Source organism: Calothrix sp. NIES-2100 (assembly GCF_963875285.1).
Lineage (GTDB): Bacteria > Cyanobacteriota > Cyanobacteriia > Cyanobacteriales > Nostocaceae > Aulosira.
The window spans coordinates 8,667,815-8,689,575 of sequence record NZ_CAWNLA010000001.1 but is presented as its reverse complement, the minus strand read 5'-3'; the positions used below and the strand labels follow the sequence as shown (position 1 = coordinate 8,689,575).

Here is a 21,761-nt window from a genome sequence, read left to right as displayed (position 1 = left end):
GGAGATGAGGGGGGTGGGGGGTAGGGGGGATGAGGGAGACAAGGGGAAATGACAAATGACCAATGACCAATGACTATTGACCATTGACACACTTTGCACAATGAAAAATTTTAATGACTAAAAATTAAAATTCCATGAAATTAATTGGAATTGCGTTTAATTTTTAGAGTGTTAATATGTAGAAACTCAGCAGTTAAACCCGAACTGATAAAAGCGAGGAGAACGATGTCTGAAACCACAACTGTGTTACGGAATTTTGGTCATGTTTATGACAATCCTGTATTGTTAGATCACAGTGTAACCGCACCAGTTACGGAAGGATTTAACGTTGTATTAGCTAGTTTTCAAGCACTTTCCTTGCAGTATCAAAAACATCATTTTGTAGTTGAAGGTGCAGAATTTTACTCATTACATGAGTTTTTTAATGACAGCTACAAAGAAATACAAGACCATATCCATGAAATTGGCGAGCGCTTGGATGGATTAGGTGGTGTACCCGTGGCTACCTTCAGCAAATTGGCCGAATTAACTTGTTTTACGCAAGAGCCAGATGGCGTATATTCTTCCCGCCAAATGGTAGAAAATGACTTAGCAGCCGAGCAAGCTATCATTGGCGTGATTCGTCGCCAAGCCGCTCAGGCAGAAAGTTTGGGAGACCGTGGTACACGCTATCTCTACGAAAAAATCCTGTTAAAAACTGAAGAACGTGCTTATCATTTGTCTCATTTCCTGGCTAAAGACAGCTTAACCTTGGGTTTTGTCCAACCTGCTCAAAACTAAAACTCTCATAATCTCGATCAGTCGCTCTTTACTGCATAGAAACTAGGCAGAAATAAGTCTTAAAAAAATATTAAATTTGGCAGAGAGTAGTTCTACTACATCTCTGCAATTTTTAATGAAGTATACAAATTATCACAATATTTAATATAAACAATTATTCTTAATTAGCTACTTAGGAATATTGCTATCTACTCTTACCTGTATCAGGTTAGTTATCAGCTATCTATATATGTACAAAATTTACTACCTTTTGCCAAAAATTATCAACTTAAATAAAAAATAGTGGGCATTGGTCATTGGTCATTGGTCATTGGTCATTGGTCATTGGTCATTGGTCATTGGTCATTGGTCATTGGTCATTGGTCATTGGTCATTGGTCATTGGGCATTTGTCAAGAAAGCAATAGGCAATAGTAATTTATCTCCCTTGTCCCCTTTCCCTTGTCCCCCCTGCTCCCCTGCTCCCCCCTCTGCCCTAGCTGTCATCAAACCTAGAAAACTTGATAATAAAAGGCGTGACCAGGGAAAAACAATCTTAAAATAATCAGGATTTGTATTCTCGTACTCCATCCCAAAGACTATGCCCCGCCGTCAAGATATTCGGAAGATACTGCTGTTAGGCTCTGGCCCGATTGTAATTGGACAAGCCTGTGAATTTGACTATTCTGGCACTCAAGCCTGTAAAGCTTTACGAGAAGAAGGCTATGAAGTGGTGCTGGTAAATTCTAATCCAGCGACAATTATGACTGATCCGGAAACAGCCGATCGCACTTATATTGAACCGCTGACACCGGAAATGGTCGCAAAAGTCATCGCTAAAGAGCGTCCTGATGCTTTACTCCCAACAATGGGAGGACAAACCGCCCTTAATCTTGCCGTGGCTTTGGCGAAAAATGGTGTTTTAGAAGAGTATGGCGTTGAGTTAATTGGCGCTAAACTTCCAGCTATTGAAAAAGCTGAAGATAGAAAACTCTTCAATGATGCAATGGCCAAGATTGGAGTGGCTGTGTGTCCCAGTGGTACAGCCTCATCTTTAGAAGAATCTAAAGCGATCGCTCGCCGCATTGGTACTTATCCCCTAATTATCCGTCCTGCTTTCACTATGGGTGGTACGGGCGGCGGTATTGCCTACAACCAAGAAGAATTTGAAGAAATGGCACAGGTTGGTATCGATGCTAGCCCCGTTTCCCAAATTCTCATCGACCAATCTCTACTTGGTTGGAAAGAGTACGAATTAGAAGTCATGCGGGATTTAGCAGATAACGTGGTGATTATCTGCTCCATCGAAAACCTCGACCCGATGGGTATCCACACCGGCGACTCGATTACCGTTGCACCAGCCCAAACTCTCACCGATAAAGAATATCAACGGCTGCGGGATATGGCAATTAAAATCATCCGCGAAATCGGTGTGGAAACTGGCGGTTCTAATATCCAGTTTGCCGTCAATCCTGTCACTGGGGATGTGGTCGTGATTGAAATGAACCCCCGTGTCTCTCGCAGTTCCGCCTTGGCTTCCAAAGCCACTGGGTTTCCCATCGCCAAAATGGCAGCTAAGTTAGCTGTCGGCTATACCTTGGATGAAATTAAAAACGATATCACCAAGAAAACTCCAGCATCCTTTGAACCGACAATTGACTATGTAGTTACCAAAGTTCCCCGATTTGCTTTTGAAAAGTTTCCTGGTTCCGAACCGGTGTTGACTACGCAAATGAAATCCGTTGGGGAAGCAATGGCTATTGGCCGGACATTCAACGAATCCTTTCAAAAAGCCCTGCGTTCCTTAGAAACTGGACGCGCTGGCTGGGGTTGCGACAAAGCCGAGAAATTACCCAGTGGTGAACAAATTCGCGCCCAATTACGCACACCCAACCCCGATCGCATTTTCTCCGTGCGTCATGCTTTACAAGCAGGACTAACTATTGACGAAATCTACGAACTCACAGGTATTGACCCCTGGTTCCTCGATAAATTGCAACAACTGCTAGAAGTGGAGAAATTCCTCAAACGAACTCCTTTAAAGCAGTTGACAAAAGCGCAGATGTATGAAATAAAACGAGATGGATATAGCGATCGCCAAATCGCCTTTGCCACCAAAACCACCGAAGATGAAGTCAGGGCTTATCGCCAACAGCTAGGAGTTATCCCCGTTTATAAAACTGTAGACACCTGCGCCGCCGAATTTGAAGCGTTTACTCCTTACTACTATTCCACCTACGAAGAAGAAACCGAAGTTTTACCCTCCACCAAGCCCAAAGTGATGATTTTGGGTGGTGGCCCCAACCGCATCGGCCAGGGAATTGAGTTTGATTATTGCTGTTGTCACGCTGCCTATGCCCTGAAAAGTGCAGGCTATGAGACGATTATGGTCAACTCCAACCCAGAGACAGTCTCTACAGATTATGACACCAGCGATCGCCTTTACTTTGAGCCATTAACTAAAGAAGATGTCCTCAATATCATCGAAGCTGAGAACCCTGTAGGCATCATTGTCCAATTCGGTGGACAAACACCATTGAAGTTAGCAGTACCTTTACAAAAGTATTTGCAGGGGCTAGAGACTGGGGAAAATCCCCCATCTCCAATTCCCAAAATTTGGGGTACATCGCCAGATTCTATAGATATGGCAGAAGACCGGGAACGGTTTGAGAAAATTCTCAACCAGTTGAATATTGCCCAACCACCCAACGGAACAGCCCGCAGTTACGAAGACGCGCTGATTGTCGCCAAACGCATTGGTTATCCAGTGGTAGTACGTCCCAGCTATGTATTGGGGGGAAGGGCGATGGAAATCGTCTATTCCGATACAGAATTAGAACGCTACATGACATTTGCGGTGCAAGTAGAACCCGATCATCCAATTTTGATTGATAAATTTTTGGAAAATGCCATCGAAGTGGATGTAGATGCGATCGCCGACCACACTGGCCGAGTTGTAATTGGTGGTATTATGGAACACATCGAACAAGCGGGGATTCACTCTGGTGATTCTGCTTGCTCTTTACCTTCCATTTCTCTCCCACCAGCAGTGCTTAATCAAATCCGCACTTGGACAGTGCAGCTAGCACAAGCGCTTTCAGTAGTTGGGCTGATGAATATTCAGTTTGCTGTTGTTGGTGCTAGTAGCTATTCGCCGCAAATTTACATTCTCGAAGCCAACCCCCGCGCTTCTCGTACTGTGCCCTTTGTTTCCAAAGCCACTGGTGTGCAGTTGGCAAAACTCGCATCCTTAATTATGTCCGGCAAAACCTTAGAAGAGCTAGGCTTTACCAAAGAAGTCATCCCCTCCCACATAGCCGTCAAAGAAGCAGTCTTGCCATTTAATAAATTCCCCGGTACAGATACCATATTAGGCCCAGAAATGCGCTCAACAGGTGAAGTTATGGGAATTGACACCGACTTTGGCCGCGCCTATGCCAAAGCCGAAATCGGTGCAGGAGAAAGGTTACCCTTATCTGGAACCGTCTTCGTGTCCATGAACGATCGCGACAAAGCCCCAGCCGTCAACGTCGTCAAAGAATTTATTGATTTAGGCTTTACTGTCATGGCGACATTTGGCACACGCCAAGTCCTTCAGGAACATGGCTTAAATGTTGAGTTAGTCCTGAAACTCCATGAAGGTCGTCCCCACGTCCTAGATGCCATCAAAAACCAGAAAATCCAACTCATTATCAACACCCCATCGGGAGAAGAAGCCCATACTGATGCTAGGTTAATCCGCCGCACCGCCTTGGCTTATAAAATCCCCATTATCACCACCATCGCCGGAGCAAAAGCCACCGTTGCTGCCATTCGTTCTCTGCAATCTACGACTTTAGATGTAAAAGTCCTACAAGATTACTGTGCTTAAGTAGGGCATGGGGCATTGGGCATGGGGCATTGTGTATTTGTCCCCCTTCCCTTGTCCCTAGCCTCTAACCCCTAGCCCCTAGCCTCCAGGTAAAGCAAAAATTAAGCAATTGTTATAGACGATTAACTATACTTATCATTGAGTTATTTTAAGAAATATGAGAAATATCTTGCAGCCTACAGAAAAACTTATGCTGAGCCACTAAATGGTATTTATCTATATGAGTGCGTTACATAAACTTGAACAGTCTGTAAACTTTAGACAAATCAATGATCAGATTTCTCTCATAAATGTTACAATTATTAATAATGAAATTATCCAAAAAATGTTCCACTCAAGACCTTTTATCTAACTCTAGATACTTGTGAAAGCGGGTAAATAACTGTAACTTCTAGAACAGTTAAGAACCTCAATAGATTAATATGAGCAGCCAAGTTTCAAAGGACAAGTAAATTGCCAACCATTGTATGGGTTCTCCTTTCGACTGGGTAGCACCCTGGCAAAGCATCTATCACTTAATCACCCCACTGTCAAATCCAACATTAGCAATGAGTAGCGCCATGAAGACCGCTCAGACAGCCACGGACCTCGTGCGGACTTACCTGCGTGAGATTGGCCGTGTGCCACTCTTAACCCACGAAGAAGAGATTTTTTATGGCAAACAGGTGCAGCGTTCAACTGCTTTGCATGACTTAAGAGAGGAGCTAGCCACCCAGTTAGGTCATCAACCCTCCTTAGAAGAATGGGCTAAGGCGACACAGTTAGAAATAGCTGAGTTGAATGAAGCGATCGCTGAAGGTGAGTATGCCAAGCGCAAGATGGTAGAAGCTAACTTGCGGTTAGTGGTATCTGTTGCCAAAAAGTATATTAAGCGCAATGTCGATCTACTTGACCTGATCCAAGAAGGTAGTATCGGGATGCAGCGGGGTGTGGAGAAATTTGATCCCACAAAAGGCTATAGATTTTCAACTTATGCTTATTGGTGGATACGTCAAGCAATTACCAGAGCGATCGCCGAAAAAGCGCGTACCATTCGCTTACCTATTCATATCACCGAGAAACTCAATAAAATTAAAAAAGCACAGCGTCAATTATCGCAAAAACTAGGACGAGCGCCTTCAGCTGGCGAGCTAGCGCAAGAATTGGACTTGACACCCAAACAGGTGCGAGAATATCTAGAAAAAGCACGTCTACCCCTATCACTTGATTTGCGGTTGGGAGACAACTACGATACTGAACTCGGAGAAATGCTAGAAGATCCCGGCGCGTCTCCAGAAGAGTTTGTTATGCAATCTTCCCTATCTTTGGACTTAGAACGCCTGATGGGGGATCTTACACCCCAACAGAAAGAAGTGATTACACTCCGCTTTGGGTTAATGGATGGACAGGCTCTTACTTTAGCGAGAATTGGCGAAATTCTCAACATCAGCCGCGAAAGAGTTAGGCAAATTGAACGGGAAGCATTAACCAAACTGCGCAAATCCAAAGCTAACATGGATGAATATTTGGCTAGTTAGTCAATTGTCAGTTGTCAGTTGTCAGTTGTTATCTGTCTTCTCTCACAAAGCCTGAGCTAAGGCTGTCTTAGCTCAGGCTTTGCGCTTTATGATATTGCAAATGACCAATGACCAATGACAAATGACAATTGACAATTGACCAATAGGTGAGAAAACACCATGCTTTTGGTACGGTTAAACCGAATGACTATGAATATATAACTTGTTACATTAGTTGACAGGAACAGCCAAGAACTAGCTAAGGTCAATAAAGGATAGGCGTTGATTCTGAAAATCCATCAACACCACAGCTAGTAGTATTAGTCAAGGAGTTGAAACGTGAGTAACCCATCCAATCGAGTCTCAGAATTTTTTGACAGTGAGTCAGATACTACCGATGTACTTTGGCAATATGTTAAGTCTTTGAGTCCAGAGACAGTGTCCCAGCTATCTAAACCTAGTTCTGGGGAAGTTCTTCAAGTAATGGAACGCAATATTGTGGGGCTTTTGGGTAACCTCCCTTCAGAACACTTTGGCGTTACCATCACTACTAATCGAGAAAATCTAGGTAGGCTTTTAGCCTCTGCAATGATCAGTGGTTACTTTTTGCGTAACGCTGAACAAAGAATGAATTTTGAAATGGCCTTACAAGGCACAGAAATCAACGATAGCGAAAAAGACTAGCAATGCTGTTGAGTTTATCCCTGGACTCAGCCAAGCTGATATCAGTGAAAAATATTTCTCTGCAAAATCCTGATACTCTCCTAATAATTTACCCCTAACTCATAGATTTAAAGAATAGCTATGATTGGGGGTTAACCACACCAAAACTAGTAACTTGAGATAAAATACTCACCATCAAAAATTAAGACAACAATAGGTATGCAAATAAATTCATAGCTGTGGAAATGCGTAATACAATATAGACTCGGCAAACTTAATTTATGTCTGCCGAGTTCTATTATTGAACTGCAAGTAGTAAGGACTTCAGTCCTTGCTTTAACTGTAAACACGCAGCTCTACTAATTTTTTATTTCCCTATCAACTATGAGTGAACCCATTTCTCTCCTACCCCACAAAATTATCGGTGTGGCCGTAATTTGGAACGACCAAGAGCAAATTTTAATCGATCGCCGGCGTGCGGGGGGAGCAATGGGTGGTTTATGGGAATTCCCCGGTGGCAAAATCGAGCCTGGTGAAACGGTCCAAGAATGTATTCAACGGGAAATTTATGAAGAACTGGCAATAGAAATTGCTGTAGGAGAACATCTCATTACCATTGACCACACTTATACAGAGTTACGGGTTACCTTGACCGTACATCACTGTCGCCATCTGACAGGTATTCCCCAAGCCATAGAATGTGATGAAATTCGCTGGGTAGGTTTGGCAGAATTAGAACAGTTTGCTTTTCCCAAAGCCAATGTGCAAATTATCGCCGCGTTGAAGCAGGGGCGCTTAGGCTAGGGCTACTAGCTAGGAAGCAGGGGGGCAGGGGAGCAGGGGAGCAGGGGGAAATGACAACTGACAACTGACAACTGACAACTGACAACTCCCAAGTAACGATGTATTAACTGCATCTGGTTGCGACCCGCAATTTTTTAAAATAAACGCAGAGACTTTGATATAAGGTGTTAGCAAACAAATGCCTAAAACAGTTGCCGACGTGATGAGCCATGACCCAGTTGTTGTTCGCTCAGAAACTCCACTGAAGGAAGCTATTCAAATTCTGGCAGAAAGACGCATTAGCGGTCTACCTGTTGTAGATGATGTTGGTAAATTGATAGGCATTATCTCAGAAACTGACCTGATGTGGCAAGAAACAGGTGTGACTCCTCCGGCTTACATCATGTTTCTTGATAGTGTTATCTATTTACAAAATCCCGCTGATTATGATCGTGACTTGCACAAAGCGCTAGGACAAACTGTCGGGGAAGTGATGAGCAAAAATCCGATTACCATTACCCCTGATAAAACTTTAAAAGAAGCAGCCAGAATCATGCACGATCGCAGTGTTCACCGTCTGCCGGTACTTGACAGCGCGGGTCAAGTAATTGGTATCCTCACCCGTGGTGACATTATTCGCGCAATGGCAGCAAGTCAAGATTAGTCCCCATAGTCAACAGTCAACAGTCAACCGTCAACAGTCTAGAATTTATTGACAAATGACAAATGACCAATGACTATTGACTGTTTTTTAAACCTTTGGAAAATTTAGGATAATTAAATGAGTATTACTCCTGAGTCGGTTAAGCAATTGCTCAGTTCTGAAGATTTGGGCGATCGCTTACGAGCTGTGAATCAAATTCGCGATTTAGATAGAGCGATCGCTTTTGAATTAATTCAAATTGGGGTTGGTGATAGCAATGCTCGTGTCCGTTACTCAGCAGTGAGTCAGCTAGATGTACTCGGCACACAAGATTTACAGTTATCATTGAATATACTACGGCAACTGCTGAATGACCCCGAACCTGATGTGCAAGCAGCCGCCGCCGATTGTTTAGGCGCGCTGAAGTTAGAAGAAGCTTTTGGCGATTTGCAACAACTTTACAACACAACCCCTGAATGGCTGGTAAAATTCAGCATCATCGCGACATTGGGCGAGTTAGGCGATCCGCGCGGTTTTGAATTGCTCAAGCTTGCACTTGAGACTGAGAATGATTTAATTAAAACTGCTGCTATTAGTTCCTTTGGCGAGTTGGGAAATATAGATGCAGTACCCCTGTTAACTCCCTATGCTCAAAATCCCGATTGGCAAGTCCGCTATAGAGTTTTGCTAGCTTTGAGCCGTTTGGGTGGTGCAGATGCTAAAGCTGTTTTGGAAACTTTGGCAAATGATCAAGTAGAAGCGATCGCCAATGAAGCGAAAAAATCTTTGCAGTCAGTATCATAATAATTGCAAAATCTGATTCCAAATAATCCTAGGGGCACAACATGTTATGCCCCTACCCATGTACTTCATTTTCCTGAAATATGCTGTATATAAGTACGTACAAAACTACAAAAGAAAATTCGTAGTAATTATTTCACAAATTACTACGAATTGAAAGCATAACACTTATTGCTAACCGAAGATATTTAGATGATTTTTAAATTTTAGTATTCTCGATAATAAATTTACCTCCTTAATTATAAACAATTTATCTTGCAGTTAATTCTCAAGAACTAACTTGAGTTTTACGACGGCGAGACAAAGCCATGACTGCACCTACAGCACCCAAACCTAATAATGTAGTTGGTTCAGGAACAGTCGCAAACGCACCCCCAGAAAAGCTCAAGTTACTAACTGAGCCGCCGCTAGCAAGAGTTGAATTCACCTGAGCAACAGTCTGATTATTTACTTGGAAAGTTAAGTTTCCTGCACCATTAGATTTCTCTCCCGTTGCACTGGTGAAGATACCCCAAAGTTGAACATCTATCGCCACGTTGGCTCCACTTTGGGCTATTGAATAATCAGCAGATTTTAAAGTAAATGTATTGATGCCATCTGTGATTGAGGTAGTATTTTCTCCTGGGAGAATTACCCCAGGTATATTCAGGTTACCAAAGTCCATAAATGGATTGTCGGCAATGTCTGATGCAAAGGAAATAATATTACCGATGTTACCTGTGTTGAAGGCTGCAAAACTTCCTGTATTTGCAGCAACACCAAAGGGAGTGATGGGCTGAGGAGTAAAGTTTAGTTTATCTTTTGATAATGTCACTAAACTAGTGGCATATGGATTAGCAGTGAAACCACCCTGAAATTGAAACTCCCCAGATAATGCAGCCGCTTGCGCAGAAGCAGCAAAGGTAAAAGTTCCAGCAGTAGCTAAAGGGATGACAGCAGTAGCGGCTAAAGTTGCGTTTATAAGTTTAGATTTAAAACCGAACATTGTAATTTAAAGCTCCTATAAAAGAATTTACCAGACCAAGTGCGCTAATACTACGCAGCAATCTTAAAGCTAGTTATGAATGCTAGAAATACTGAAAAAATAAAGTATAAATGCGTTTTGCATCATAATCTATGTAAGTTTGCTGTTTCAAAATCAGAGGTATATTAATCGCTATCTTTGTGATTAATCGCTGATGGATTTGTTACTTCTCCAGAATTACATAGGTATTTCCTAATCGGCAAGGTCTAGTTATTTAACTTGATAGAATCTTCATGACTAGCATAGTGTTATCTCTTATATACTTAAGCAAAAAGTATTTAAAGTAACTTTGTTTTTCTCAGCTTATAAATTTTATATTTAAGTAGATCTACTATAAATATATGTTTTCTTTTTAAGGTTAATATACAATTTTGTAAATGACATGCAGTAATTCTCAAAAATCAAGATGTTGATGTTTAGATAAGTTAGATTTAATTTTTGTATCAACTCAACATGAATAAACGATTAATTAAAATTAAAGATATTTTATGTCATGTTGAAAGACTGACGCAAAATTCAACTTCCGCCCTTGCAGATGCATCTGTCGCATTTTATTTTCACATTGGAATAATTTAATTAGCAGCAGAATATTAGGCAAGAGTTTAGCCTTAGATGACAACTGTACATCAAAATCTAACTAGGAAATACTTGCGGCCAAGTTGTCACTAGGAAAACTATAACTGCGGCGATCGCTAATATCCCTTGGAGTAAATTTCCCACCACTGTCCCGACGACAATTCCGATACCAGCTTTAATTGCTACTCCTAATTGACGCTGGTAAAGGTACTCGCCAATAATTGCGCCCAACAATGGCCCCAATAAAATACCTAATAGCGGCCCGCCAAAAGGTAAAGCTGGTAATAATCCGAAGAATCCTAAAAGCAATCCGACAAATGCGCCTATTTGTCCCCATTTACTAGCACCGGCTTGTTTTGCGCCTATATACCCAGCTAAGAAATCTACGCCAATACTCAAAAGCAACACAATTATTGTGACAATTAGTGGTATTTTAATCGCTGCGAAGGAACTGCTAACTACTCCCCAGATAATAATTGCAATTAATATTAAACTGGTTCCAGGAATGGCAGGAACTACAGCACCAATTATACCTACAACCATTACTGCAACTAGTAACCAATAGATAATTTGCATAATTTGTTAATTGTCAATCTAATTGTCTGATGCAACTTGCAAATAAGAACTGAGAGTAACAGCTAATTTATCAGCAATTCCGGCAATCCAGGTTTCATCTTGCTTGGTGTAACTGCGAGGTGCATTTGCGCCTAAAATCAACACACCTTGATTACCAATAGGTTGACAAATTACGCCTTGAGTATTTTCTGGCAAATAATCAAATTCAATTCGCCCTGGATAGATTTTTAACGCAACTAAATAAACTGGCTTTTGTGTTAACAATACCCTTTTTAAAATTGGCCCTGGTACAACCTCAGATTTGGGGGACAGAATACCGCGACGTAACAAAACTTTATCTTGATAAAAAACTACCAGCGATCGCGTGACGGTGTTAGTTAATAATAAATGTGATGCCCAAGCTAGTTCTGTTTTCACGGCTTCTGGTAAATCGTCAGCCAATACAAAACCTTCCTCCCCAATCAGTTGTACAGTATCAGGCGATCGCGGTTGTACTTGCTGCCAAATTAAGCCAGTTAAAATTAACACCGCACTCAAAATCACACCGAGAACATCCCCCCGCGCCTGGGATTCGGTAAGTTCAGGTGTCAACAAGCGGTTCATTAGCAAAAGTACAGCGCCTAAACAGCCAACCACTATAGGTAGACGGCGTAAAACTAGATTGGGATCAGGTTTAGTCATTTGTTATTGGGCATTGGGCATTGGGCAATAAATAGCACTAGGTAATAGTCATTTGTCTCCCCTGTCTCCCTCATCCCCCTCATCCCCCTCATCTCACTTACTCCTCGCCAGGTTCAATGATCCGTTGGAATAGATAACCGGTTCCGCGTGCGGTGAGTATTAATTCTGGGTTGCTGGGATCATCTTCCAATTTGGCTCGCAGACGAGAGATATGCACATCTACCACGCGGGTATCTACATGGCGTTCTGGTGTGTAACCCCAGACTTCTTGCAAAATTTCCGAACGGGAAAAAGCTTCTCCAGAGCGACTGACTAATAACTCTAGTAAGCTAAACTCCATACCAGTTAAGCGAATGCGCTCATCGCCTTTGTAAACTTGTCGCTTGTTCGTATCAATTTTGATATTAGCAACGTGGATGACTCCAGAACTGGGAATTCCCGAAGCACTGGTTTTGTCTACTCGTCTGAGTACTGAGCGAATCCGGGCTTCTAGCTCTTTTGGGGAAAAAGGCTTAACTACATAGTCATCAGCGCCTAACTCTAATCCCGTAATGCGATCGGCTACGTCCCCTAAGGCTGTTAGCATAATAATAGGGACATCTGACTCCTTACGTAGTTCTTGGCACACGCCGTAGCCATCGAGTTTTGGCATCATTACATCCAACACTACCAGGTCGGGGTCAGCTTTGCGAAAAGTTTCCAAAGCTTCTTCTCCATCGCCAGCCGTCACTACATCGTAGCCAATCATGGAAAGGCGCGTTTCCAAAATCCGGCGAATGCTGGCTTCGTCGTCTACCACCAGGATTTTTTCTTTATGACTTTCCAAAGTTTCTCAACGCTCCTTAACTAAAATTTTTCATGATTAATTTTTAATACCATAATATTAAGATATCATTCCATGAATCACATGAAAAAAAGCTGTAACTACTACTATTATTGAACTTTTATTTTCGCCAAGAATTAAGGAAAAATTAAGATTATTTAATAAGATTTAAGAATGGCAAAGTCCAAAACCTTTTACGTTTGTAGCGCTTGTGGAGCAGAATCATCCCAGTGGTTTGGTAAGTGTCCTGCTTGCGGCACCTACAACTCCCTTGACGAGCAGGTTTCTATCCAGTCATCAATGGATATTCCTGGGCGAGGGGGAGTGAGTGGTTGGCAATCAGCGCCAACTAATGGGAAATCTCATGCTAAACCAGCTAAACCGCGTGCATCTCTAACATTTGACCAAATTACCGATCGCCAAATTGCTCGTTGGGAATCTGGCTATGGGGAATTAGATCGGGTGTTGGGTGGTGGGGTTGTCCCTGGTTCAATGGTGCTGATTGGTGGCGATCCCGGAATTGGTAAATCAACTTTACTGCTTCAAGTATCCAATCAATTGGCGCAGAGATACCGCATCCTCTACGTAACTGGCGAAGAATCAGGTCAACAAGTAAAATTAAGGGCTTCGCGCTTAGGAGTATCCAAAAGCGTCAATGTTGTAGGTGATGAAAATACAGTTGTAGCAGAAGTTACAGATGTTTCACTAGAACCTAAAAGTATAGATCCTGACAGTATAGGTGCAGATTTATATATATTGCCAGAAACCGATTTAGAAGAAATTCTCCGAGAAATAGACTCCCTCAAACCAAATGTGGCCGTAATTGATAGTATCCAAACAGTGTTCTTTCCGGCACTGACATCTGCACCTGGTTCCGTAGCGCAAGTTAGAGAATGCACAGCCGCACTGATGAAAGTGGCAAAGCACGAAGACGTGACAATGTTAATTGTCGGACACGTAACGAAAGAAGGTGCGATCGCGGGGCCAAAAGTTTTAGAACACTTAGTAGATACAGTATTGTATTTTGAAGGCGATCGCTTTGCTTCCCATCGCTTATTACGAACAGTCAAAAATCGCTTCGGTGCAACTCACGAAATCGGTATCTTTGAGATGGTATCTCATGGATTGCGTGAAGTTCCCAACCCTTCCGAGCTATTTTTAGGTAATCGTGACGATCCAGCCCCCGGTACAGCGATTGTTGTGGCTTGCGAAGGAACTCGCCCCATCGTTGTTGAATTGCAAGCTTTAGTCAGCCCCACCAGCTACCCCTCACCACGACGCGCAGCTACAGGTATAGACTATAACCGCCTCGTGCAAATTTTAGCGGTGTTAGAAAAACGGGTAGGCATTCCCATGTCAAAGTTAGATTCCTACGTCGCTTCTGCGGGGGGTTTGAACGTGGAAGAACCAGCCGTAGATTTAGGAATTGCGATCGCCATTGTTGCTAGTTTCCGCGATCGCATAGTCGATCCAGGTACAGTTTTAATTGGTGAAGTCGGGTTAGGGGGACAAGTGCGATCGGTTTCCCAGATGGAACTGCGGTTAAAAGAAGCAGCCAAACTCGGATTCAAAAGAGCGATCGTCCCCAAAGGAACAAAATTCCCCGATCTTAATATCGAGATTTTACCAGTTTCCAAGGTAATAGATGCAATTATTGCCGCCATCCCCCATCAAGAACTCACAGAAGACGATTTTATACCCGATGAAGACGAGTAACCCCACCCCAACCCCAGACCGCCAGCGAGGAGGGGCTAAATCCCCCACACCAAACCTGTTACCACAACAGCAAAGGTTGGAAAATTACTCCCCCCTCTCTGCTTGCGGAGAGGGGGGTAGGGGGGTGAGGTTCTTTCCAACTTTGACACAACGCCAAACGAAAACCCACCATGACAGCCCTCACCCAAAACTACCAAATCACTTGGGAAAAACTACCCGACGATTACCGACTCCCAGACGATCCCGTGGACAACATCAACCAACCAGCCTTAGCTGCTGCACTCACAGAAAGCCTACAATTAGCCGGCAAAATAGCAGCTAACGCCCTGACAACTACCAATTACGGCATTTGTGCCACTCTAAATAACAGAATGGTGATTAAAGCTCCTGATTGGGCTTTCATCCCCAAAATTAATGTTAGTAGAGAAGAAGTAACACGTAGCTATACCCCTCAGCTACAGGGAGACATTCCTGTAATCGTGATGGAATTTATTTCTGATACCGAGGGCGGAGAATATTCCATCAAACCCACTTATCCCCCAGGAAAATGGTTTTTTTACGAGCGCATCCTCAAAGTACCAAACTACATCATCTTTGAACCAGATAGCGGCAGTTTTGAAATGTATCGCTTAGACAAAACAGAACAGTACATATTGACACAACCAAATGAAAACCAACTTTACTGGATAGGGGAAATAAATCTTTATTTAGGTGTATGGCAAGGTACTCGTGACAACCGCGCAGGAAATTGGTTGCGGTGGTGGGATGAACAAGGACAATTACTATTGTGGGGTTCAGAGTTAGCAGAACGAGAAAGACAACGTGCTGAAAGACTAGCAGCACAATTGTGGGCGGCGGGAATTGAACCGCAAGATTAGACTTTTTGCAAATAATTTAAGGTTGCTAGATTAGCTAATAATTTGCTAAATCTAGCAATTTTTTTGCGTTTAGCCCCAATGGGCGTTGGCTTACTGCTGGAGATGATAGCGGAAATATCAAAATTTGGCACCGCAGCTAGTTGTAGAATAACAGCGTCAAAAGGTGTTGCTCTTTGGAAAACACCAACAAATAAATTATCCCGCTTGTAGGGGCACGGCACCGATATTTTATCGTTATTACCAAAATTCTGTGGATGCCGTGCCCCTAACGATATAGTTATTATGTAATGATAATTCCTTTAAAGACCAACTGTTTAGTTCTAAACACAAAAATTTTCACTGGAAACGAAAACGTTCTCACTTCAACCCAAAACGTTCTCGTTTGAAACTAGAACATTTTCACTTAAAACGAAACCGTTCTCATTTGAAACCAGAACATTCTCACTGACAACCGCAAAATTTAAGCTTCTGAGAAGGAGTTTTTCACTTGAAACTGAAATACCCAAGCTCAGAAGCTCAAAGTTTATGCTTTTATCGAGAAACGTCGAGTAAATTTCTCAAATTACGACGTTTGTGGTTGCAATTTTTTCGCTTTGCGGGCAAATCTTCGCCCTAAATCATCAACCATTGAATCTAAACCAGCGCCTTTACCATTAGCTAATAGAGAATATTTACATCAAAAGCCAGCACGTTTATGGCGATCGCTATATTGCTATTGTAGGCTCCATCAGCAGCACCTTAAATCTTCCCACCCACGAGACTGAGTGAGTGCGTATGTCAAAATAAAATATCAGTAAAATTACAGTCTTGAGCAATGGTGTGGAATCCAGGGCAGGAGTTATTTGGCAGGCGGTACATCATCGAGAGAAAATTGGGCGAAGGTGGAATTGGGATTACCTATCTCGCTAAAAATCGACGCGGTGAATTGCGAGTTATCAAAACCCTCAGAGAACAAATCCTCAATCATCCCCAATGGATACCACATCAAGATAAATTACGGCATGACTTTCGTGATGAAGCTTTGCGACTGGCTTTGTGTCGCCATCCTCATATTGTGCAGGTAGAAAATGTCTTTGATGAGGAGAATTTGCCATGTATGGCGATGGAGTACATCGAAGGCGAAGATTTGGGGAAGCGAATCACCAACAAAGGGGCGTTACCTGAAGCCGAAGCACTGCAATATATTCGGCAAATTGGCGAAGCTTTGATATTGGTTCACGAGAAAGGCTTGCTGCATCGGGATTTGAAGCCGAGTAATATTATGATGCGTGCGGGTAAACCAGAAGCAGTGCTAATTGACTTTGGGCTGGCGAGACAATTTATTTCCGGTGGAGTTCAACGACATACAGAAAGTCTTACCCCTGGTTATGCGCCACCAGAACAATATGCACCCATCGAACAACGAGGAGAATATATAGATGTTTACGCCTTAACCGCTACATTATATTCTTTAGTGACTGGACAATTGCCCATGCCAGCACCAGCTAGACTGCAAAATTTTACGCTACAAGCGCCTAAGGAGTTGAATGGTAGTGTTAGCTACAGGGTAAATGAGGCAATTATGAAGGGGATGGCGTTAAATTATAGGTTTCGTCCCCAGTCGGTGGAGGAGTTGTTGGATTTGTTGGGTGCGAATCCCATACCGCCAACACAACCAGTAATATCTCGTCCCAATACACTCCCATCTTGGGAATGCGCCCACATCATCCCTGGTATTTCTGGAAGAGTCGCCCTTAGCCCCAAGGAAGATATTTTAGCAAGTGTGGCACGTTCAGTTATTCACTTGTTTTCATCAACTACAGGTGAACTTCTCCGCACCTTCACTGGTCATTCTGACTGGGTTAGTTCCGTAGCCATCAGTAGTGATGGGCAAATTCTCGCTAGTGGTAGTAGAGACAACACGATCAAACTGTGGTCAGTGACAACCGGAAAGGAAATTCGCACCCTCACTGGTCATTCTGACCCGGTTGTTTCCGTAGCCATCAGTAGTGATGGGCAAATTCTCGCTAGTGGTAGTCTAGACAAGACGATCAAACTGTGGTCGGTGACAACCGGAAAGGAAATTCGCACCCTCACTGGTCATTCTGAGTTGGTTGTTTCCGTAGCCATCAGTAGTGATAGTCAAATTCTCGCTAGTAGTGGTGGAGACAAGACGATCAAACTGTGGTCGGTGACAACAGGAAAGGAAATTCGCACCCTCACTGGTCATTCTAACTGGGTTAGTTCCGTAGCCATCAGTAGTGATGGGCAAATTCTCGCTACTGGTAGTCATGATAAGACTATCAAACTGTGGAAAATATCAACAGGTAAAGAAATTCACAGCCTCACTCATTTTGACGGAGTTTGGTCTGTCGCCTTTACCCCCGATGGAAATGGGCTAGCTGCGGGAGACCATAGCGGGAATATCAAAATTTGGCGACGCAGCTAGTTGTACAATAACAGCGTCAACACAGTAAACAGATAATTAAGGTGCGATCGCAGTTTTACTCGAAGGTTAACTAGTTAAAACCTATCAAAATACTAAAATAAAAGCACATATCGCTAAAATATATCGCCCTAACTATGACAACTGTAATTGCTAGACCTTCATCTTTGATTGGCAGTATCAAAATAGAAAAGCTGGATAAATTTAACCTGTTTAAATTTAATGATGAACTGCAAGCACGGATGGAAGAACTGTTAGAACGCAAAAAAGCTGACTTACTAACTCCAGAAGAAGTAATCGAACTGGAAGAAATTGGCGAACTAGATAGAATTTTTACTTACATCAATGCCATGCTAGTAGCTCAACACAATAATTGATGATGCTACTAAAGAAATTGTCCGCAAACGCACTAATTATCAGTCTCAGATCCCCGACTTCTTGAAGAAGTCGGGGATCTTTTTGTTTGTGATACCTCGCTAATTATCAGCCTTGGTGCGACGATCGCTCAATTAGCTTTGATATCCTTGGGTTGTTGCTGAAATAAACTGTATTGCTCTACAAAAATATCAGGCGTTAGCTTAACTTACCCTAGGTATGGTTCTTTAGGGAACATCAACAAATAAATTATCCCGCTTGTAGGGGCACGGCACCGATATTTTATCGTTATTACCGAAAGTCTGTGGATGCCGTGCCCCTACCGATATGGTTGTTTTGTCATGATCATTCCTTTAAAGAGCAACTGTTTAGTTCTAAACACAAAAATTTTCACTGGAAACGAGAACATTCTCACTTCAACCCAAAACGTTCTCATTTCAACCCAGAACATTCTCACTGACAACCGCAAAATTTAAGCTTCTGACTCGGAGTTTTTCACTTAAAACTGAAACACCCAAGTTCAGAAGCTCAAAGTTGATGTTTTTATCTACAAACGCCGATTTATAGCCTAATACAGTTCAGTTAAGATCCCCCCGCCTGCGGCGACCCCCTTAAAAAGGGGGTAATAGAGTGTTATTAGCCCCCCTTTTTAAGGGGGGTTGGGGGGATCAAAAGCCTGTGGAACCACTCTAAAAGTCTTGTGTGTAGAGCGCAGCCTCGCTAGCGGGGAGGGGGTGGGGTTCTTATCCCTCACCAATAACGATAAATGCTATACTTCATAAAATTACGAGGTTTGCGGTTGCAATTTTTTCGCTTTCCGGGCAAATCTTCGCCCTAAATCATCAACCATTGAATCTAAACCAGCGCCTTTACCACTGGCTTTGGCATAGTTATACACCAGCAAACCCGCCGCATAAGCTTCACTGCCAACAGCCACAGAAGTATCATCCACCAGTTCTTGCAATTGTGTCAACGACAGCAAAATCGGATACAAAGCCTCAAATAATTCAATATCTCGCCGCATTTCATCCACATCAAAAGAACGCGGTAAAAAATCAGGATTTTGTGCAGCTATTTCCAACGCCTTACTCACAAACGCCCGACTCTTATCCCCCAGCTTTGGTAAAGCTTTACGTTCCTCCGTTGACAAATCAATCAAAAACGGTAACTTTTGCCGAATAGTACTAATAGCTTCCATCACAGCTTCTCTATCTGCTGCGGAAAGTTTTGCACTGACTTTACTATCTGCCATCTTTCATACACCTTAAATTGAACTAATTTTCAGTATTCCCCAAGATATTTAGGCAGTTATAGTTATTTATAAGCAATTTAGATAAAAATTTTTATACTATTAATTTAAGTGATATTCCAGAGTTACCAGCCTGGGGGCGTTGGCTTCGACTTCGCTCAGCCAACACCGTGCCCTGCTATCTACGACACGATTTAAGCAATGCAAAATTATCAATCTGGTTGTGTGATATTGCTCAAACTGCCAGAACGTTTGCGGCAATTAAGTATGAATCCTGATGATTGAGATTAATGATTGTAATTTCCGGTAAGCTAATAGACCTACAGATAGAATTGCGATCGCCGGAAAATTGTCACAATTAATGACGAGCTCCGTTATTTTGAGACAATCAATCCTATGGCCTTTGGTATTGGCGATTTATTCTGGATTTTTCTCCTCCTCTCATCCGTGCAACCCATCTGGCAAAAGCGTCAAATCGAATATCGCCGTGTGCGCGCTTTACAAGAATTTGAGCGAGGACGTAACAGCCGGGTGATTTTGCTCATTCACCGTCAAGAGTCTCTCAGTTTACTGGGCATACCCATATCACGCTACATTACCATCGAAGACTCAGAACAAATACTGCGAGCAATTCGCCTCACTCCCCCAGAGGTTCCAATTGATTTAATTTTGCACACTCCTGGTGGTTTGGTATTAGCTACCGAACAAATCGCTAGAGCATTAATTCGCCATCCGTCAAAAGTTACCGTGTTTGTCCCCCACTATGCCATGAGTGGCGGTACAATGCTGGCGCTAGCTGCTGATGAAATTGTCATGGATGCAAATGCTGTCTTAGGGCCTGTTGATCCCCAATTAGGTAACTTCCCCGCAGCCAGTATCCTGAAAGTAGTACAAGATAAACCCATCAGCGAAGTTGATGACCAAACTTTAATCATGGCAGACTTGTCAGCTAAAGCCATTCAACAGGTACAGCGCTTTGTGCGGACTTTGCTTAAAGACAGTATCCCCAAACAAAAAGTCAGCCCAGAAAATATTGAACCAATTATCGAAGCCTTAACAACTGGACGTGTCACTCACGACTACCCGATTACCGTAGAGGAAGCAACAGAAATGGGGCTACCCGTAACAGTCGGATTGCCCCATTCTATTTACGATCTCATGGATCTGTATCCCCAACCACAAGGAGGCAGACCCAGCGTTCAGTATATTCCCATGCCTTATGATGACCGTCGGCCAATTTTACCTACACCTAAAGGTAGACCTTTAGAAGAACCAACTCAGACAAGATAAAACATAAAGGATGTAGACGCGGAGCGGCTTGCCGGAGGCTAGGATGAAGGATGAAGGATGAAGGATGAAGTAATGGCTACGCGCCTGTGGATAGAAAAGAAGGGCTTTTCCGTTCAGGTTTTCTCCATCCCTGAATGGGCGGGTTAATTTCATACTTCATACTTTACACTTCATACTTCAGGTAACGCCTAAGGTGTCGGCGATGGTGAACTTGTCGGCGTAGCTGTTGGTGTCGGTGATGGTGAAGTTGTCGGCGTAGCTGTTGGTGTCGCCGATGGTGTCGCTGATGGTGTCGCCGATGGTGTCGCCGACGGTGATGGCGATGATGTCGGCGATGGTTTAGATGTTGGTGTCGGCGATGGTGTCGGCGATGGTTTAGATGTTGGTGTCGCTGTCGGCTTACCTAAGGCTGACTTAGCCTCTGCATTCAGCTTTTGACGAAATGCTAAATCAGCAATGCCTGTTTCTTGTAACTGAAATTTTTTCTGAGCTTCCTTTACCGCCGCTTCTGTCTGAGGCCCATAAAATTGATCGCGGGGTAGGGGAGTTTTAGGCTTCAGTACTACATTTAAATTTGCTTGCAAAATCTGAATGATACCAGCAGCCCAATTTTGAGTTTTTGGGCCTGCTATCCCATCTACACCTAATTTGTAACCCCTCTGAAATTCACGGATTGCTTGTATTGCTTCCTTATCCGTCAAGGGTGAATTGTTTACGGTGATTTTATAACCTAATCCATGAAGCACAGCACGAAATTGCTGTGGTGTATAGCTACGCTGAGCCACAGCAAAAGAAGAAGTTGAGGATACCACACTTGCAGTTATTAGGCAAGCAGTAACAATGCTAGCGCTTGATTTTCCAAAGCCACACCACATAAATTAAAACTCCTTTGGTTTAAATCAGCAGAATCTAAAGGCTTACAGATGCATTTTAAGTTTCTTTAACATCTGTTTTGACAATGATTAATGATTTTTGATTAAAAATACTTTGATAGGTTAATTTATTTAATAAATTATGAATATTTTTTCATCCTTCCAGAGAAAGATTTTTTAACAGTTGCGCTGAACTCTAAAAAGTCCTAAAACTATAGAAGTTAAAAATTTATACAGGATTAGAGTATAATTCAATACTTA

Annotated in this window: 19 protein-coding genes; 12 read left to right on the top strand and 7 right to left on the bottom strand. The window is 42.8% G+C overall.

The annotated features are described in order from the left end of the window. Positions 1-225: 225 nt before the first annotated feature. The 7 genes from AACU32_RS35385 (at position 226) to nblB (ending at position 9,018) form a co-directional block, all read left to right on the top strand. Positions 226-780: a Dps family protein gene (locus AACU32_RS35385; protein WP_096606927.1), complete on the top strand. Its 555-nt coding sequence runs from the start codon at positions 226-228 to the stop codon at positions 778-780. A 579-nt stretch (positions 781-1,359) separates the two neighbouring features. Further along, entirely contained in the window at positions 1,360-4,629 is a 3,270-nt protein-coding gene (gene carB, locus AACU32_RS35380) for a carbamoyl-phosphate synthase large subunit (RefSeq protein WP_096606925.1), read from the top strand. Between the two features lie 560 nt (positions 4,630-5,189). Then, positions 5,190-6,146 carry an RNA polymerase sigma factor, RpoD/SigA family gene (locus tag AACU32_RS35375; RefSeq protein WP_096608324.1) on the top strand — a complete coding sequence of 319 codons (957 nt, stop codon included), beginning with the start codon at positions 5,190-5,192 and terminating at the stop codon, positions 6,144-6,146. 318 nt (positions 6,147-6,464) lie between these two features. After that, positions 6,465-6,809, top strand: a complete 345-nt coding sequence (locus AACU32_RS35370) for a DUF760 domain-containing protein (RefSeq protein WP_096606924.1) — start codon at positions 6,465-6,467, stop codon at positions 6,807-6,809. A 363-nt stretch (positions 6,810-7,172) separates the two neighbouring features. Further along, positions 7,173-7,592: an 8-oxo-dGTP diphosphatase MutT gene (gene mutT, locus AACU32_RS35365; RefSeq protein ID WP_096606923.1), complete on the top strand. Its 420-nt coding sequence runs from the start codon at positions 7,173-7,175 to the stop codon at positions 7,590-7,592. A gap of 178 nt (positions 7,593-7,770) precedes the next feature. Beyond that, positions 7,771-8,235 carry a CBS domain-containing protein gene (locus AACU32_RS35360; protein ID WP_096606922.1) on the top strand — a complete coding sequence of 155 codons (465 nt, stop codon included), beginning with the start codon at positions 7,771-7,773 and terminating at the stop codon, positions 8,233-8,235. Positions 8,236-8,352: 117 nt separating this feature from the next. Next, positions 8,353-9,018, top strand: coding sequence for a phycobilisome degradation protein NblB (gene nblB / locus AACU32_RS35355; RefSeq protein ID WP_096606921.1), 666 nt, complete (start codon positions 8,353-8,355; stop codon positions 9,016-9,018). 265 nt (positions 9,019-9,283) lie between these two features. Here the strand turns inward: nblB and AACU32_RS35350 are convergent, their stop codons facing one another. The 4 genes from AACU32_RS35350 to rpaB all read right to left on the bottom strand — a co-directional run bounded on the left by AACU32_RS35350 (position 9,284) and on the right by rpaB (position 12,698). After that, positions 9,284-10,000 (bottom strand): PEP-CTERM sorting domain-containing protein, encoded by a 717-nt coding sequence (locus AACU32_RS35350; RefSeq protein WP_096606920.1) that lies wholly within the window; start codon positions 9,998-10,000, stop codon positions 9,284-9,286. A gap of 672 nt (positions 10,001-10,672) precedes the next feature. Then, a complete protein-coding gene (locus AACU32_RS35345) occupies positions 10,673-11,191 on the bottom strand; it encodes a DUF456 domain-containing protein (protein WP_096606919.1) in 519 nt (172 codons plus the stop codon). An 18-nt stretch (positions 11,192-11,209) separates the two neighbouring features. After that, complete coding sequence (locus AACU32_RS35340) at positions 11,210-11,872, bottom strand: cofactor assembly of complex C subunit B (protein ID WP_096606918.1); 663 nt, start codon at positions 11,870-11,872, stop codon at positions 11,210-11,212. A 97-nt stretch (positions 11,873-11,969) separates the two neighbouring features. Continuing rightward, positions 11,970-12,698, bottom strand: coding sequence for a response regulator transcription factor RpaB (gene rpaB, locus AACU32_RS35335; protein ID WP_045868271.1), 729 nt, complete (start codon positions 12,696-12,698; stop codon positions 11,970-11,972). A gap of 171 nt (positions 12,699-12,869) precedes the next feature. Here rpaB and radA point away from each other — a divergent pair, with 171 nt between their 5' ends. Both radA and AACU32_RS35325 read left to right on the top strand, forming a co-directional pair. Continuing rightward, positions 12,870-14,411: a DNA repair protein RadA gene (gene radA / locus AACU32_RS35330; protein WP_096606917.1), complete on the top strand. Its 1,542-nt coding sequence runs from the start codon at positions 12,870-12,872 to the stop codon at positions 14,409-14,411. 170 nt (positions 14,412-14,581) lie between these two features. Then, entirely contained in the window at positions 14,582-15,289 is a 708-nt protein-coding gene (locus AACU32_RS35325; RefSeq protein WP_096606916.1) for a Uma2 family endonuclease, read from the top strand. On the opposite strand, the gene AACU32_RS35320 is transcribed toward AACU32_RS35325, so the two are convergent. Continuing rightward, on the bottom strand, positions 15,286-15,510 hold the full coding sequence (locus AACU32_RS35320) for a hypothetical protein (protein ID WP_096606915.1): 225 nt from the start codon (positions 15,508-15,510) through the stop codon (positions 15,286-15,288). The genes AACU32_RS35325 and AACU32_RS35320 overlap by 4 nt on opposite strands. A gap of 593 nt (positions 15,511-16,103) precedes the next feature. Here AACU32_RS35320 and AACU32_RS35315 point away from each other — a divergent pair. Together AACU32_RS35315 and AACU32_RS35310 are read left to right on the top strand one after the other, a co-directional pair. Further along, a complete protein-coding gene (locus AACU32_RS35315; protein WP_096606914.1) occupies positions 16,104-17,717 on the top strand; it encodes a serine/threonine-protein kinase in 1,614 nt (537 codons plus the stop codon). A 134-nt stretch (positions 17,718-17,851) separates the two neighbouring features. Beyond that, complete coding sequence (locus AACU32_RS35310; RefSeq protein WP_096606913.1) at positions 17,852-18,091, top strand: hypothetical protein; 240 nt, start codon at positions 17,852-17,854, stop codon at positions 18,089-18,091. A gap of 782 nt (positions 18,092-18,873) precedes the next feature. On the opposite strand, the gene AACU32_RS35305 is transcribed toward AACU32_RS35310, so the two are convergent. Continuing rightward, positions 18,874-19,341 (bottom strand): hypothetical protein, encoded by a 468-nt coding sequence (locus tag AACU32_RS35305; protein WP_096606912.1) that lies wholly within the window; start codon positions 19,339-19,341, stop codon positions 18,874-18,876. Positions 19,342-19,734: 393 nt separating this feature from the next. Here AACU32_RS35305 and AACU32_RS35300 point away from each other — a divergent pair, with 393 nt between their 5' ends. Continuing rightward, positions 19,735-20,628 carry an SDH family Clp fold serine proteinase gene (locus AACU32_RS35300; RefSeq protein ID WP_096606911.1) on the top strand — a complete coding sequence of 298 codons (894 nt, stop codon included), beginning with the start codon at positions 19,735-19,737 and terminating at the stop codon, positions 20,626-20,628. A gap of 188 nt (positions 20,629-20,816) precedes the next feature. On the opposite strand, the gene AACU32_RS35295 is transcribed toward AACU32_RS35300, so the two are convergent. Beyond that, a complete protein-coding gene (locus AACU32_RS35295) occupies positions 20,817-21,503 on the bottom strand; it encodes a peptidoglycan-binding domain-containing protein (RefSeq protein WP_096606910.1) in 687 nt (228 codons plus the stop codon). Between the last annotated feature and the right edge of the window lie 258 nt (positions 21,504-21,761).

Bases quoted from the DNA above. Each gene is read 5' to 3' on its own strand.
- AACU32_RS35375 (WP_096608324.1), top strand. From the start codon at position 5,190: ATGAAGACCGCTCAGACAGCCACGGACCTCGTGCGGACTTACCTGCGT.
- AACU32_RS35350 (WP_096606920.1), bottom strand. From the start codon at position 10,000: ATGTTCGGTTTTAAATCTAAACTTATAAACGCAACTTTAGCCGCTACT.
- AACU32_RS35385 (WP_096606927.1), top strand. From the start codon at position 226: ATGTCTGAAACCACAACTGTGTTACGGAATTTTGGTCATGTTTATGAC.
- AACU32_RS35325 (WP_096606916.1), top strand. From the start codon at position 14,582: ATGACAGCCCTCACCCAAAACTACCAAATCACTTGGGAAAAACTACCC.
- radA (WP_096606917.1), top strand. From the start codon at position 12,870: ATGGCAAAGTCCAAAACCTTTTACGTTTGTAGCGCTTGTGGAGCAGAA.
- AACU32_RS35360 (WP_096606922.1), top strand. From the start codon at position 7,771: ATGCCTAAAACAGTTGCCGACGTGATGAGCCATGACCCAGTTGTTGTT.
- mutT (WP_096606923.1), top strand. From the start codon at position 7,173: ATGAGTGAACCCATTTCTCTCCTACCCCACAAAATTATCGGTGTGGCC.
- AACU32_RS35300 (WP_096606911.1), top strand. From the start codon at position 19,735: ATGGCCTTTGGTATTGGCGATTTATTCTGGATTTTTCTCCTCCTCTCA.
- nblB (WP_096606921.1), top strand. From the start codon at position 8,353: ATGAGTATTACTCCTGAGTCGGTTAAGCAATTGCTCAGTTCTGAAGAT.
- carB (WP_096606925.1), top strand. From the start codon at position 1,360: ATGCCCCGCCGTCAAGATATTCGGAAGATACTGCTGTTAGGCTCTGGC.
- AACU32_RS35305 (WP_096606912.1), bottom strand. From the start codon at position 19,341: ATGGCAGATAGTAAAGTCAGTGCAAAACTTTCCGCAGCAGATAGAGAA.
- AACU32_RS35315 (WP_096606914.1), top strand. From the start codon at position 16,104: ATGGTGTGGAATCCAGGGCAGGAGTTATTTGGCAGGCGGTACATCATC.
- AACU32_RS35340 (WP_096606918.1), bottom strand. From the start codon at position 11,872: ATGACTAAACCTGATCCCAATCTAGTTTTACGCCGTCTACCTATAGTG.
- AACU32_RS35345 (WP_096606919.1), bottom strand. From the start codon at position 11,191: ATGCAAATTATCTATTGGTTACTAGTTGCAGTAATGGTTGTAGGTATA.
- AACU32_RS35310 (WP_096606913.1), top strand. From the start codon at position 17,852: ATGACAACTGTAATTGCTAGACCTTCATCTTTGATTGGCAGTATCAAA.
- AACU32_RS35295 (WP_096606910.1), bottom strand. From the start codon at position 21,503: ATGTGGTGTGGCTTTGGAAAATCAAGCGCTAGCATTGTTACTGCTTGC.